The sequence below is a fragment of the Pseudomonas shahriarae genome (assembly GCF_014268455.2).
Classification (GTDB): Bacteria; Pseudomonadota; Gammaproteobacteria; order Pseudomonadales; family Pseudomonadaceae; genus Aquipseudomonas; species Aquipseudomonas shahriarae.
In genome coordinates, this window is the sequence record NZ_CP077085.1 from 3,412,761 (window position 1) to 3,427,213 (window position 14,453).

A 14,453-nucleotide genomic window follows, 5' to 3' on the forward strand; every position below is an offset into this window, starting at 1 on the left:
AAAGGTCTTGCCTGAGGAGATATGGAATGCTGACTCGCAACAAAACACCCTTCGTACTGACGCTGGCCAGGCTCAGCTGCGCGCTGGCCCTGGCCCTGGCCCTCTCAACACAGGCCTTCGCCGCGGCTCCCGCGCCGGCTGCAGCCATGGTCAAGAGCCCCGGCGCACCGGACTTGAGCCAAGCCGAGTTCGATGCCTCGAAGCAGATTTACTTCGAGCGCTGCGCCGGTTGCCATGGTGTGTTGCGCAAAGGCGCCACCGGCAAGCCGCTGACCCCGGACATCACCCAGGCCCGGGGCCAGGCGTATCTGGAAGCCCTGATCACCTACGGTTCCCCCGCCGGCATGCCGAACTGGGGTACCTCCAATGCGCTGACCAAGGCGCAGATCACCAGCATGGCGACCTTCATCCAGCACACCGCGCCCACCCCACCGGAATGGGGCATGGCCGAGACGCTCAAGACCTGGAAGCTGCTGGTCAAACCCGAAGACCGTCCGAAGAAGCAGCTCAACCAGCTGAACCTGGAAAACCTGTTCTCCGTGACCCTGCGTGACGACGGCAAAATCGCCCTGATCGACGGCGACAGCAAGAAAATCGTCAAGCTCATCGACACCGGCTACGCCGTGCACATCTCGCGGATTTCCGCTTCGGGCCGCTACCTGCTGGTGATCGGCCGTGACGCCAAGATCGACATGATCGACCTGTGGCCTGCCGAGCCGACCAAAGTCGCCGAGATCAAGGTGGGCATCGAGGCCCGTTCGGTGGAGACCTCCAAGTTCAAAGGCTATGAAGACAAGTACGCGATTGCCGGTTCCTACTGGCCGCCGCAGTTCACCATCATGGACGGCGAGACCCTGGAGCCCAAGCAGATCGTTTCGACCCGCGGCATGACCGTGGACAAGCAGGAATACCACCCGGAACCACGGGTGGCGGCGATCATCGCGTCCCACGAATGGCCCGAGTTCATCGTCAACGTCAAAGAAACCGGCAAGGTCATGCTGGTCAATTACCAAGACATCAAAAACCTCACCATCACCACCATCGACGCCGCGCCCTTCCTGCACGACGGCGGCTGGGACAGCACCCATCGCTACTTCATGACGGCGGCGAACAACTCCAACAAGGTTGCAGTGATTGACTCCAAGGAGCGCAAGCTCACCGCTCTGGTGGATGTCGGCAAGACCCCGCACCCCGGCCGTGGCGCCAACTTTGTACACCCGCAATACGGTCCGGTGTGGGCCACCAGTCACTTGGGTGACGGTGGGGTTTCGGTGATCGGCACCGACCCGGTCAAGCACCCGCAGTACGCCTGGAAGCAAGTGACCTCGCTCAACGGCCAGGGCGGTGGCTCGCTGTTTATCAAGACCCACCCCAACTCGCGGCACCTGTATGTCGACACCACGCTCAACCCCGACACCAAGCTCAGCCAGTCGGTCGCGGCGTTCAACATCGACAAGCTCGACGCTGGCTACACCGTACTGCCGATTGCCGAATGGTCGGGCATCAAGCAAGGCGCCCTGCGCGTGGTGCAGCCGGAATACAACAAGGCAGGCGATGAAGTGTGGTTCTCGGTGTGGAACGGCCAGGAAGAGGAGTCGGCGCTGGTGGTGGTCGATGACAAGACCCTCAAGCTCAAGAACGTGATCCGGGACAAGCGCCTGATTACCCCGACCGGCAAGTTCAACGTCTACAACACCCAATTCGACATTTATTGAGCTTCATCAACAAGAGGCAAACCAATGAAAAATATCCTGCTTGCACTGGCGACCCTGGGCGCGGCCCTGAGCCTGTCCACCGCAATGGCCGATGACGGCGCGGCGCTGTTCAAGAGCAAACCCTGTGCCGCCTGCCACACCATCGACAGCAAGATGGTGGGCCCGGCGCTCAAGGAAGTGGCGGCAAAAAATGCCGGCGTCAAGGACGCTGACAAAACCTTGGCCAGCCACATCAAGAACGGCACCCAGGGTAACTGGGGACCGATTCCGATGCCGGCCAACCCCGTCACGGATGCCGAAGCCCTGACCCTCGCCCAATGGGTGTTGAGTCTGAAATAAGCACAAGGAGCGCGCCATGCAAATCTCGATGATCGGTTCGGCCATGGCGCTGCTCTTCCTCATTCCTGCGCCGGTGCACGGAGCACCGGCGCCTGCGCGCCAGGTCCAACTGGAACACCTGTTGACCCAGGACTGTGGCGCCTGCCACGGCCTGCACCTGACCGGTGGCCTGGGCCCGGCCCTGACCCCGCAAGCCCTGTCCGGGCAAACCCGCGACAGCCTGATTGCCACCGTGACCTATGGCCGCCCTGCCCTGGCGATGCCCGGCTGGGCGCCGTTGCTCAATGCCGGCGATATTGCCTGGCTGGTGGATCGCCTCCTGCAAGGAACCCCCGCGCCATGATCCGTCCCCTGCTTGCCTGCATTGCCGGCCTGTTGCTCACCGCCTGCTCCCAGCCACCGTTGCGCGGCAGCGGCGACCTGGGCCTGGTGGTGGAGCGCGCCAGCGGCAGCCTGCTGATTATCGACAGCAGCCACCAGGCCCGCCTGGCACGGGTCGAGGGGCTGGGCGACCTGTCCCACGCCTCGGCAGTGTTTTCCCGGGACCAGCGCTACGCCTACCTGTTTGGCCGTGACGGCGGGCTGACCAAGGTCGACCTGCTGACCCAGCGCATCGACAAACGCCTGATCCAGGGGGGCAACAGCATCGGTGGCGCGATCAGCCAGGACGGGCGTTTGATTGCCGTCTCCAACTACCAGCCCGGTGGCGTCAAGGTGTTCGACGCCGTGACCCTGCAACAGGTGGCCGATATCCCGGCCACGCCCCTGGCCGACGGCAAACGCTCGCGGGTGGTGGGCCTGGTGGATGCGCCGGGACAACGCTTTGTGTTCAGCCTGTTCGATACCGACGAGATCTGGAGCGCCGATTTCAGCCAGGGCAACACCCCGGCCATCACCCGCTTCACTGGCATTGGTCGCCAGCCCTATGACGCGCTGATCACCGCCGATGGCCGTTACTACATGGCCGGGTTGTTTGGCGAGGACGGCATGGCCCAGCTCGACCTGTGGCACCCCGAACATGGGGTCAAGCGTGTGCTCGCCGACTACGGTCGCGGCCAGCAAAAACTGCCGGTGTACAAGATGCCGCATCTGGAAGGCTGGGCCGTGGCCGATAACCAGGCCTTCGTGCCCGCCGTGGGCCGCCATCAGGTGCTGGTGATGGATGCACGCACCTGGCAACAGACCGCCACCATTGCCGTGGCCGGCCAACCGATTTTTGTCACCGCACGGCCCGACGGGCGCCAGTTGTGGGTCAACTTCGCCTACCCGGACAACGACCGGGTACAGGTGCTCGACACTGAAACCCACCAGGTGGTCGCGGACCTGCGTCCCGGCCCTGGTGTGCTGCATATGGAATTCACCGGGCGCGGTGAGCAGCTGTGGCTGTCGGTTCGCGACGGCCAACAGGTGCAGGTCTGGGATCCTTATCGCTTGACCTTGCTCAAGACCCTGCCGGCCGAAAGCCCCAGCGGAATCTTCTTCAGCAGCCGCGCGCAAAAAATGGGGTATTGAGATGGAACTTGACGAGCTCACCACGCGCCTGATCGACCGCTATCAACATGGCATGCCGCTGTGCGCCGAGCCTTACATGGAAATGGCCAACACCCTCGGCTGCAGCGAGAAACAGTTGATGGCCTGCCTGCAACGCCTGGAACTGGCAGGCGCACTGTCACGGGTCGGGCCGGTGTTCGATCACAGCCGCGCCGGGGCCAGTACCCTGGCCGCCCTGGCGGTGCCCGCCGAACGCCTGGAGCAGGTGGCCGCGAGCATCAGTCGCTATCCCGAGGTCAATCACAACTACGCCCGCGAGCATCACTACAACCTATGGTTTGTGCTGACCGGGCCCAATCGCCGGCACCTGGAACAGATTCTCGACGAACTGGAAAAAGACACCGGCCTGATCCCTCTGGACCTGCCGATGCTCACCTCCTACCGCATCGACCTGGGCTTTGCCCTGGGAGGCCACCTGTGATCGCGCCGCTGAACCACGAGCAACTGCTCGACCTGCGCCAATGCCTGGAGCGCGGCCTGCCGAGGGTGTCGCGGCCCTATGAAGACCTGGCCGAGCAGATCGGCGCCCATCACCAGCAAGTGTTGCGGCAGATGCAGCAATGGCAGGAGCAGGGCCTGTTCCGCCGCGTCGGCCTGGTGCTCAACCACCGCGCCCTGGGCTTTGTGGCCAACGCGATGCTGGTGCTGGATGTGCCCGATGCGCTGATCGACGAAGTCGGCCAGCGCCTGGGTTGCGCGCCGGGCATCACCCTGTGCTATCAGCGGCCACGGCGCTTGCCGCACTGGCGCTACAACCTGTTCTGCATGGTCCACGGGCGTGAGCGCGCAGCGGTGCAGGCGCAGATCGAGGCACTGTTGCAACAGCACCTGCTCAGCGACCTGCCCCACCACCTGTTATTCAGTACACGCATGTTCAAGCAGTGCGGCGGGCGTTTTGCGCCACCGCCATCCCAGGTATGGGCCCATGGATGAACTTGACCGTCAGTTGATCAACCGCCTGCAACGGGGCCTGCCCCTGGTTCGTCACCCGTGGCAGTTATTGGCTGCAGAGCTGCACAGCACGCCCGACGAACTGCTCGACCGCCTGCACCTGCTGCTCGAAGACGGCGTGCTGACGCGCTTCGGGCCGATGTTTGATATTGAGCGCCTGGGCGGCGCATTCACCCTGGCCGCCCTGGCGGTACCTGAAGCACGCTTTGAACAGGTCGCGACGCAGCTCAACGAACTCCCGCAAGTGGCCCATAACTACCGGCGCGAGCATCACTGGAACATGTGGTTTGTGCTGGCCTGCGGCACCGCCGAAGACCTCGAGCAGACCCTCTCGCACATCCACACCATCACCGGGCTTGAGGTGCTTAACCTGCCCAAGGAGCAAACCTACCATGTCGGTCTGTACTTCCCGGTTTGACGAGACCCTGGCCCAGCGCTTGATCCATTTGACCGACGCCGGCCTGCCCCTGTTGGAAGACCCCTGGACCTGGCTCGCCGAGCAATTGGGGATCAGCGTCGAATCCACCCTGGACCTGCTCAAGCGCTTGCAGGGTGAAGGCGCGATCCGCCGGATCGCCGCCGTGCCCAATCACTATCGCCTGGGCTATCGCCACAACGGCATGACCGTGTGGGATGTGTGCGATGAACAGATGCCGCGCCTGGGCGAACTGATCGGCGCCCAACCCTTTGTCAGCCACTGCTATCGCCGGCCCCGGCGCGCGGACTGGCCCTACAACCTGTTCGCCATGGTCCATGGCCGCAGCCGCGAAGAAATCGACAGTTACCGTGAACACCTGCGCTTCTTGCTGGGCGATGCCAGCCGGGCGGACGAGATGTTGGTGAGCAGTCGCATCCTGAAAAAAACCGGCCTGCGCCTGACCCAACGATCCACGGTGGAAGCTGCCCACACAGATGCTGGATGACCCACCGCTAACGCAGCCTCGCAGGGCGAGACAGCTCCCCCACACAAGGACCACCCCATGCTTAGGATCAGTCATTACCTGCGCACCCTGGCCGGCCAATGCCCACCACCGCGCAGCGCCAAACCGGGCAGCGACCGCGCGCCGGTGGTGATCTGGAACCTGCTGCGCCGCTGCAACCTGACCTGCAAGCACTGCTACGCCACCAGCGCCGACAGTGTGTTCCGCGATGAGCTGGATACCGAGGCCGCGCTGAAGGTGATCGACGACCTGCACGACGCAGGGGTCAAGGTGTTGATCCTCTCGGGCGGCGAGCCCTTGCTGCGCGATGACCTGTTCCAGCTCAGCGCCTATGCCCGCGCCAAGGGCTTTTTCGTGGCGCTGTCGAGCAATGGCACGTTGATTGACGAAGGCAATATCCAGCAGATCGCCGATGCGCGCTTTGACTATGTGGGCATCAGCATTGATGGCTTGAAGGCCACCCACGATGCATTCCGCCAGTGCGAGGGCAGTTTCGAGCGCTCGATGCATGCCATCAGCCTGTGCCGCCAGGCTGGCATTCGTGTAGGCCTGCGCACCACCCTGACCCAGGAAAACCACGCGCAGTTGCCGCAACTGCTGGGGCTGATGCGCGAATACGATGTGCAGAAGTTCTACCTCTCGCACCTCAACTACAGCGGGCGCGGCAAGCGCAGCCGGCAACTGGACGCCCATCAGCAGATGAGCCGCGACGCCATGCTGATGATCTTCCAGCAGGCCTGGAACGACGTCCAGAACGGCGTGGCCAGCGATTTTGTGAGCGGCAACAACGACGCCGACGCCGTGCTGTTGCTGCAATGGGTGCATCAGCATTTGCCGGAACACTACCCGCAACTCGAACACCTGCTGCATGCCTGGGGCGGCAATGCCTCGGGCAGCGGTATCGCCAATATCGACAACACCGGCGAAGTGCACCCGGACACTTACTGGTGGCAACACTCGGTGGGCAATGTGCGCCGCACCTCGTTTCGCGAAATCTGGCTGGAACGCCCCGACCCGTTACTGCTGCGCCTGCGCCAATACCCGCGGGAGGTCGGTGGCCGTTGCACCGACTGCCGCTGGCTGAACATCTGCAACGGCAACACGCGCACCCGCGCCTGGGCCGACGGCGATCTCTGGGGCCCGGACCCCGGTTGCTACCTCAGCAACGCAGAAATCGCCCGCACCCCGCCCACCTTGATTCCTTGCTCGGCACGCTGAACCACCGGCCGCTCACCTGGTGAAACAACCGGGGAGCGCCAACCTGATGATGAACCAAGGAAGTCTCATGCACTCAACCTACGCCTTACCCTACGCGCTGCACAGCCCCTTCCACCCCGGCGAAGTCGCCCTGGTCGGCGCCGGTCCCGGCGACCCGCGCCTGTTGACCCTGCGCGCCTGGAGCCTGCTGATGCAGGCGGATGCAGTGGTGTTCGATCGCCTGATCAGTGCCGAGTTGCTGACCCTGATCCCGCTGACCTGCGCCCGCCATTACGTGGGCAAGGCCAGCGGATATCACAGCCTGCCCCAGGAGCAGATCAATGAATTGCTGGCCGAACTGGCTCAGCAAGGACAGCGCGTGGTGCGGCTCAAGGGCGGCGACCCGTTCGTGTTTGGCCGCGGTGCCGAAGAGCTGGAATACCTGTTGGCGCAAGGGGTGTCGTGCCAGGTAGTGCCAGGCATCACCGCAGCATCCGGCTGCAGCGCCTATGCGGGCATCCCGTTGACGCACCGTGATCTGGTCAACTCGTGTCGCTTCGTCACCGGGCATTTGCAGCGCGACGGTGAGTTGAAATTGCCCTGGGACAGCCTTGCCGACGGCAGCCAGACCCTAGTGTTCTACATGGGCCTGTCGAACCTGGCGATGATCGCCGAACGCCTGATCGGCGCCGGGCTGTCCGCCGAGACGCCGGCGGCGCTGATCTGCAATGGGGCCCGCGTCGACCAGCAAGTGCATCGCGGCACCCTGCGCCAACTGCCGGCCCTGGCCCTGATGTGCGAGCCCGGCGTGCCGACCTTGACGGTGATCGGGCATGTGGTGGATCTGTTTGCCGATGCGCCCCTGCACTACCCCGCCAGCCTCGCGCCCGCTCATCTCGCGCGGCCCAGGGTGGCGGTATGAAGCGCCTGTGGCTGGTGCCGCTGCTCTGGGCCAGCGCCGCCCACGGTGCGCCGGATGCCGCCGCCGATTACCAGCAGCATTGCCAGAGCTGCCATGGCCTCAACCGGGTCGGCAGCACCGGCCCGGCGTTGTTGCCGGAAAGCCTGGGGCGGATCAAGCCGGCCGAGATTCGCCAGGTCATCGAACACGGGCGCCCGGCCAGCCAGATGGCGGCATTCGCCGGTCAACTCAGCGCGCAACAGATCGACGGCCTGGTGACGTTCCTGCAACAGCCGCCCGCCACGCCCGCGACCTGGAACGAGCAGGATATCCGCAGCAGCCACCGCCAACTGGCCGACCTCAGCCAACTGCCGAGCACCCCGCAGCATCACGCCGACCCGCTGAACCTGTTTGTGGTGGTGGAATCCGGTGACCATCACATCGACATTCTCGACGGTGACCGTTTTGAGGTGCTCGACCGTTTTGCCTCGCACTTTGCCGTACACGGCGGGCCGAAGTTTTCCCCGGACGGGCGCTTTGTGTACTTTGCTTCGCGCGACGGCTGGATCAGCCTGTATGACCTGCATAACCTCAAGCTGATCGCCGAGGTCCGCGCCGGCCTCAATACCCGCAACCTGGCGGTGAGCAAGGACGGGCGCTGGGTGCTGGTGGGCAATTACCTGCCGGGTAACCTGGTGGTGCTGGATGCGCGCGACCTGTCGCTGGTCAAGACCCTACCGACGAATTCGCGGGTCAGCGCGGTGTACACCGCACCGCCGCGCAACAGTTTTATCGTCGCCCTCAAGGATGTGAATGAGGTCTGGGAGTTGTCCTACGCGGCCGCGACCCCGAGCTTCGAGCCCCGGCACATCCAGGCCCAGGACGTGCTCGATGACTTTTCCTTTTCCCCTGACTACCGGCAACTGCTCGCCACTTCGCGCAAGGCCGGTGGCGGGCAAGTGATCGACCTCGACTCCGGGAAGGTGGTCACCGACATCGCGCTGTCGGGTATGCCGCACCTGGGCTCGGGGACCTACTGGCAACGCAATGGGCAGTGGGTGTTTGCCACGCCGAATATCAGCAAGGGGCAGATCTCGGTGCTGGACCTCAAGACCTGGAAACTGATCAAGGAAATTCCCACCCTCGGGCCGGGGTTCTTTATGCGCAGCCACAGCAACTCGCGCTATGTGTGGAGTGATGTGTTTTTCGCACCCGGCAACGATGCGATCCACTTGATCGACAAGCAGACCCTGGAAATCGCCCATACCCTGCGGCCCATGCCGGGCAAGACCGCAGCACATGTGGAGTTCACCAAGGATGGGCGCTACTTGCTGTTGAGCATCTGGGATCGCGAGGGCGCGTTGATCGTGTATGACAGCCAGACGTTGCAGGAGGTCAAGCGGATCCCCATGAACAAGCCTTCGGGCAAGTACAACGTGGGGAACAAGATTGAGTTTGCGGAGGGGACTTCGCATTGATGGGGGGCTGGATGGCTGGCGACAGTGCCGTGCCAGCCAATAACGGCGGTGACTGAAGGGCCGCCATCGCGGGCAGGCCCGCTGCCACACGGGATCTGGATCAGAAGGCGTAGGTAGCCCCCAGGCTGAGCACTTCGCCCTTGAGCTGGGCCTTGCCGTCCAGCGACGCCGCGCCAAGGCGATCAACGTTCTTGGTCTTGAGCTTGACGGTTTCTACAAACTGCCGTGAATAGGCACCGTCGATACTCAAGCCCGGAACCGCCCGGATGTTGTAGCCAAACCCCAGGGACGCAAATATCCGATCGCCATCAGGAATCCGCGGGTCACGGGTGGAGTTGGGGGTCGGGGTCTGGTCGAAGGCCACACCGCTGCGCAGGGTAAAGTCATCGGAGAGTTTGTAGTCGCCGCCGAGGGCGTACATCCAGGTGTTCTTGTAGTTGTAGGGAATCGACACCAGGGTGCTGCCATCCGACTTCAAGGTCAGGGCCTTGAACGATGACCATTGGGTCCAGGTGGCACTCACGCCCAAGGTCAGGCGGTCGGAGAACTGGTGTACCCAATCCAGGGAGGCATTGGCCGGGATGTCCAGTTGGGCCGAGGCATTGGCGCCACCGGGATACAGATGCAGGCCTGGATAGGCCAGTTCGACCAGGGTCTTGCCATCCAGCACAGGGGTGGTCATGACATCTCTGGAGAGTGCATCGGCGTAGATATTGTATTTGCCCTCCAGCTTGTTCTTGATCTTGGCGTGGTAGTTCAGGCCCAAGGTATCCCGGGAGGTCGGCTTCCAAGCCATACCGGCAAACCAGCCCAGGGAAGTGTTGTCGACTTTGACCCGCATCAATGCCAGGCCCTGGCCGGCGGGAAACGGCGTGTAGCCCAGGTCCGGTGACTGCGCAGCGGCGGCGTAGAGGTCAACGTTCTGGCTTACAAAGCCTGCGGTGTGCTGCAAAATCCCCCCGCCACCGATGGAGAACTGATCATTGACCTTGAACGACAGCGAACCGGTCAGGCCCACGGTTTCGATTTTGGTGTCTACCGCAAAGTCCCGGCCCTTCCAGTCCTCGTCCCACGTCGTGCGGGCCCCCATGGGCACCACTTGGCTCAGGCCAAAGGCAAAACGCTCGTTGATCGGGATAACCGTAAAGCCCGTCGGTGCCCAGGCTTCAAACCCACCCTGGCCACCGTCTCCGGTGCGCGGCGTCGAGGTCGGCAGGCCGGTATCAGGATCAAGGACCGTAATGGATGCGGGATTGCCCGCGTAGTCATACGCCGAGCCTTTGTACTTGATGTCGACATTGGCGTAGTTGAGGGTGAACTGCGAAACGGGCCGGTCGATAAAGGCCATCGCCGCCGGGTTGTTGAAGGCCGCTGATGGGTCGTTCCTGAACAGCGAACCGCCACCGAACGCCCGGCCCCAGCCTGCGGTGTTGGCAGTCGGCGTCATGAACCCGCCGGCCTGGACCGGGCACGCCGCAACCGTCAGCCCACCCAACACTGCCAGGGCAAAGAATGCCAGGACCTGCTGTTTGTTGTGTTTCATGCACCACTCCGTCGTATCGTTACCCACCCCAGCAGGTGCCTCGAATAAGGCACCTGCCTTTCACGGGTGATCAGCCCTTTGCACTAGCAAGCGCGATGGCTCAAGGCGCCACGCTCAGGCTCGGGACCTTGACGGTCAGGGACTGGACGGCGCAGTTGCCGGAAAGCGGCTGGTTTTTACCGGTCAACGTGCGAGTCGCCTGGTTCCACTCGCCATTGAGGGTACCCGGGCCGCAGTTGGAGGAAGGGAACGCCACGGTCCAACCCACGTTTGAGACGGTGCCGCTACCGATGCCGGTGCTCGCGTTATAGCTGGTCGCGGTCAATACCCAACCCGGAGACGGAACGTTTTTCATCTTCGGCAGATTGCACAGGCCACCGCCAGTGAGCGTTGCCGAAGTGATGGTGGCTACGCCTGCGGATACATTGCCGCCGAAAGTGACGCCGCAGGTAATGGGAGCCCCGAAGGAAGATGGCGACGTTACAACAATCGTGCCTGCCTCAGTGGTAAATGGACCTTCCGGGATAATCGACACGGCGCTGGCCATGGAAGCCGCCCCGAACAACAGAGCAAACGAACTTACACGAACGAGGGCTTTCAAACTTTTCATTATTTTTCCTCACATGGATGGCGAACTATTTCGCCGGGGTAATGGCCATGAGCAAGAGTTCACATTGAAGCTGTGACACCCCCTCTCCGACCAAATCTCAATTCAAATAACGGCATTAAATCGCTTATCAATCCAGGAACCTTTTTAAACTTATAAAACCCCGAGCGGCTCTGTTTTATTACCACTCGTTAGTTTCTGGCTTGCCGAACACTTACATAGGGCGCGCTGCATCTTTATTTAACGCCACATACACTCAGTAACGTCCCTAACCCCAAGGCAGACAAATTTCTGGCAATAAGCGTTTGTGAGCCCCATCGACTCCGAAAAAACCCACGACATTCAGATCAAGCCAGACGATGCTGGTACTGCTACACCCACTCCAGGAGCCTTGCCGGGTGGGCATTGGCGACAGGTCGATACTGCAGGACTTGATTAGCCCTTTGCCAACACCTTCCATAAAGAACATAGATACAGAGCAGTGCCGACATCAAACAAGGCCCCAAGCAAGTACGAAAACTTAAACTAGAAAATTGCGCCTAAAAACATTGCAGACAAGTCAATCGCCTCCACAAGAGCCTATATTTAGAAATTTCTTTTTAAAACTCGTATCAAATAATCTACCTGAAAAAATTACTTACGCCAGAGGGGCACCCTCCATTTACGAGAAGTCCTACGCAACAGCTTTATACTCGTAGGAAAGTCGAATAACTCGAACCACCGGCCAACTTCGGCGCAAGCGCCAGCGCACGGGAAGTCAAGGCACAATATAGAGTGGAATTATTTGCAGGACTTATTTGTAGGATCAATGCAAGACGTGGCTATGCACCGGCCTCATCATTCATCTTGACTGCCCGCTCGCGAACAAATCGTTGCACCGCGTCGCCGGGCAACGCTTTGCTGAAATACCAGCCCTGGATAATCAACTCCGCCCCGGCGTGCCCCCTGCCCGACTGGAGGAAGGCCAACTGCTCAGCGGTTTCCACCCCTTCCACCACCACCCCCAGGTTCAGCGCCTCACAAAAGCGCAGCATGCCGGTCAAGACCTGCGCGCCCTTGGGGTCCTGCTGGGCCACCACAAAACTGCGGTCGATCTTGATGAAGTCCACCGGGAACTGGTGCAGGTAACTCAGCGCCGAAAACCCCGTGCCAAAGTCGTCGATATAGACCTTGGCACCAATGGCCTGCAGCTTCTGGATCATCTGCCGGGTCGCCTGGATATCGCCCACCAGCGCATCCTCAGTGATCTCCACCGACACATGGCCGTGGGCCAGGGAGAGGATGTCCACCAGTTGCCTGCCATAGGCGGGGTTCGTCAGGGTGGCGCTGGAGACATTAATGGTGATCGGTAGGGCAAAGCCGATTTTCTGCCACTTCTGGTACTGACGCACGGCCTGGGAGGCGACCCACACGTCCACGTCCGGCATCAACCGGGCCTGGGCCAGCCACTGGAGGAACTCCCACGGCGAATGCACCTTGCCCTGGCTATCGCGCGCGCGCATCAGCGCTTCACAGCCGGTGCACAAACCCGTCAGGGAGGACACCTGGGGCTGGTACTCCAGGTAGAACTCGTAGTCGCTGATCTGCTGGATCCTGCTCAATGCACTGGCCTGGCGTGCCAGCGCCCGGTGCGCGGTCAGCACTGGGTCCAGTTCCAGCAGACGCCCTTTTTCTTCGAGCCCGCGAAAGGTCATGTCGAAAGACTTGAGGTAAACCGTACCGCCCTCCACCGCCTGCCGATGAATCGCGCGGACATAGGGCGCATAGACCAGTATCCCGACTCCCAGCAGCACCAGTTGCAGCGCCACCGCAGCCAGATCGCCCTGGGTACTCAGGTAGGCGTTGAGCAGCACCGGCGCGGTGAACGGCACGCTGGCCACCGCTGGCGAGACCCAGCCGGCCTGCACCACCAGCAATGCCAGCACCGTATTGATCACCGGCACGGCTAAAAAAGGGATAAACAGGCGCGGGTTGAGAATGATCGGCAAGCCAAACAGCAGCACTTCGCTGACGTTGAACAACGACAGCGGCAGGCTGGCCACCGCCAGCAACCGCATGGACTGGCTCTTGGAAAACAGCAGAATCGCCAGCAACAGGCACAGGGAACCGCCAGCCCCGCCAATAAAGGCAAAGCACCCCAGCAGACCGCCATTCAACGCATACAGGACGGGCTCGCCCGCCGCCAATGCCGCGCCATTGAGTATCACGGCCTGGTCCAGGGCATCAAACAGCGGCTGGATCGCGTACACGCCATGGATGCCAAAAAACCACAGCAGCGAATTGATCGCCGTGACAAACACACCGGTGCCATAAGGGGACTGCAGCGTATCGAGCATCACCGGGCCCTGGAACTGCGCCACATGAGCAACCTGCAACAGCAACGACAACGTCACCACCAGTAGCAATGCGGTGATTGCTCCCGGTACCACCATGTTGATCGTACCCCTGAGGTTGTGTCCCACCAGGTCTGCGTTGACCAAGCGGGTCCAGCGGTAGCGATGCAGCCAGGCAATCACCGGGACATTGATCAACGGCGAGGCGATGGCAATAAACAGGACAAAGGTTGCCGACGCACGTGGATAGTCCCGCAGGACAAAGGAGGCAATGACCACGTGTGCCAGGCACAAAAACGCTACTGGCAACTGCGCTAAGCGGTGCTGGATTGCCAGCATATAGCCGATGGAAGCGGCCACCAGCAGCGGGATCACGGAACTGATCTTGGCATGCAGGCCGGCCAGGAATGCCACGACCGGCGATGGGAAGTCGAGAATGCGGGCGCATTCGGACAACAGCAGAAAACCCGCCGAGACCAGCAAGCATGGCAAGATCCATAACAGGCCTTCCCGGATGGCTCGCAGCGACTCCGTACTGGCCAGGGCTGCCAGGCGTTGGGTGAAGAACAGCTTGAACAGCGTCTGCGCCATGACTATCTCCCTGCCCTCGGGCCATCACACCGGTCTTCAACGAGGGCTTAACGCTACACGGCCGGGCCCCGAAAATGAAAGGATTTTGCCGCGTTTGGCATCGATGCGTCGTCCTGGGATACCAGCAGACGTGCAGACAAGGGTGTAATTTCCTACGCTTTTTGAAACAATACCGTGCGTGAGGGCCTTGCTGCCCACGCGGGTACCGCAGGTTTTCGGAACCAACTGCCACCCGCTCCTGTCATGAGCTGTACGGGTCTGTCGACCCGCAGGCCGGCATCGAATGACTCGATCCGCAGGCCACGT

The 14,453-nt window shown here is 61.9% G+C and carries 14 protein-coding genes; 11 read left to right on the forward strand and 3 right to left on the reverse strand.

All coding sequences use genetic code 11. The features are described 5' to 3' along the window. The first annotated feature begins 26 nt into the window (after positions 1-26). The 11 genes from HU773_RS15105 to HU773_RS15155 all read left to right on the forward strand — a co-directional run bounded on the left by HU773_RS15105 (position 27) and on the right by HU773_RS15155 (position 9,073). Positions 27-1,715 (forward strand): nitrite reductase, encoded by a 1,689-nt coding sequence (locus tag HU773_RS15105; RefSeq protein WP_186625166.1) that lies wholly within the window; start codon positions 27-29, stop codon positions 1,713-1,715. 24 nt (positions 1,716-1,739) lie between these two features. Beyond that, positions 1,740-2,054, forward strand: a complete 315-nt coding sequence (locus HU773_RS15110) for a c-type cytochrome (protein WP_057436867.1) — start codon at positions 1,740-1,742, stop codon at positions 2,052-2,054. A gap of 16 nt (positions 2,055-2,070) precedes the next feature. Continuing rightward, the gene (locus tag HU773_RS15115; protein ID WP_169960664.1) at positions 2,071-2,397 is read left to right on the forward strand and encodes a c-type cytochrome; all 327 of its coding nucleotides are present in this window, start codon (positions 2,071-2,073) and stop codon (positions 2,395-2,397) included. Further along, on the forward strand, positions 2,394-3,566 hold the full coding sequence (locus HU773_RS15120) for a cytochrome D1 domain-containing protein (protein WP_115128341.1): 1,173 nt from the start codon (positions 2,394-2,396) through the stop codon (positions 3,564-3,566). Before HU773_RS15115 ends, HU773_RS15120 begins: the two co-directional genes overlap by 4 nt. A gap of 1 nt (position 3,567) precedes the next feature. Then, a complete protein-coding gene (locus HU773_RS15125; protein ID WP_186625167.1) occupies positions 3,568-4,026 on the forward strand; it encodes an Lrp/AsnC family transcriptional regulator in 459 nt (152 codons plus the stop codon). Beyond that, a complete protein-coding gene (ahbB, locus tag HU773_RS15130) occupies positions 4,023-4,538 on the forward strand; it encodes a siroheme decarboxylase subunit beta (RefSeq protein ID WP_057436868.1) in 516 nt (171 codons plus the stop codon). The genes HU773_RS15125 and ahbB (HU773_RS15130) overlap by 4 nt, the downstream gene beginning before the upstream one ends. Beyond that, a complete protein-coding gene (locus HU773_RS15135) occupies positions 4,531-4,974 on the forward strand; it encodes an Lrp/AsnC family transcriptional regulator (protein WP_169989811.1) in 444 nt (147 codons plus the stop codon). The genes ahbB (HU773_RS15130) and HU773_RS15135 overlap by 8 nt, the downstream gene beginning before the upstream one ends. After that, a complete protein-coding gene (ahbB, locus tag HU773_RS15140; RefSeq protein ID WP_169989810.1) occupies positions 4,949-5,479 on the forward strand; it encodes a siroheme decarboxylase subunit beta in 531 nt (176 codons plus the stop codon). Before HU773_RS15135 ends, ahbB (HU773_RS15140) begins: the two co-directional genes overlap by 26 nt. Before the next feature lie 57 nt (positions 5,480-5,536). Continuing rightward, the gene (gene nirJ / locus HU773_RS15145; protein WP_115128344.1) at positions 5,537-6,715 is read left to right on the forward strand and encodes a heme d1 biosynthesis radical SAM protein NirJ; all 1,179 of its coding nucleotides are present in this window, start codon (positions 5,537-5,539) and stop codon (positions 6,713-6,715) included. A 67-nt stretch (positions 6,716-6,782) separates the two neighbouring features. Next, positions 6,783-7,616: a uroporphyrinogen-III C-methyltransferase gene (cobA, locus tag HU773_RS15150; RefSeq protein ID WP_115128345.1), complete on the forward strand. Its 834-nt coding sequence runs from the start codon at positions 6,783-6,785 to the stop codon at positions 7,614-7,616. Beyond that, entirely contained in the window at positions 7,613-9,073 is a 1,461-nt protein-coding gene (locus tag HU773_RS15155) for a cytochrome D1 domain-containing protein (RefSeq protein WP_186625169.1), read from the forward strand. The genes cobA and HU773_RS15155 overlap by 4 nt, the downstream gene beginning before the upstream one ends. A 100-nt stretch (positions 9,074-9,173) precedes the next feature. Here HU773_RS15155 and HU773_RS15160 read toward each other — a convergent pair whose 3' ends face one another. The 3 genes from HU773_RS15160 to HU773_RS15170 all read right to left on the reverse strand — a co-directional run bounded on the left by HU773_RS15160 (position 9,174) and on the right by HU773_RS15170 (position 14,147). Next, positions 9,174-10,616 carry an outer membrane protein transport protein gene (locus tag HU773_RS15160; protein WP_186625171.1) on the reverse strand — a complete coding sequence of 481 codons (1,443 nt, stop codon included), beginning with the start codon at positions 10,614-10,616 and terminating at the stop codon, positions 9,174-9,176. Between the two features lie 100 nt (positions 10,617-10,716). Beyond that, positions 10,717-11,226: an alkane oxidation protein activator PraB gene (gene praB, locus HU773_RS15165; RefSeq protein ID WP_057436883.1), complete on the reverse strand. Its 510-nt coding sequence runs from the start codon at positions 11,224-11,226 to the stop codon at positions 10,717-10,719. An 818-nt stretch (positions 11,227-12,044) separates the two neighbouring features. Continuing rightward, positions 12,045-14,147 carry an EAL domain-containing protein gene (locus tag HU773_RS15170; RefSeq protein ID WP_186625172.1) on the reverse strand — a complete coding sequence of 701 codons (2,103 nt, stop codon included), beginning with the start codon at positions 14,145-14,147 and terminating at the stop codon, positions 12,045-12,047. Positions 14,148-14,453 lie beyond the last annotated feature (306 nt).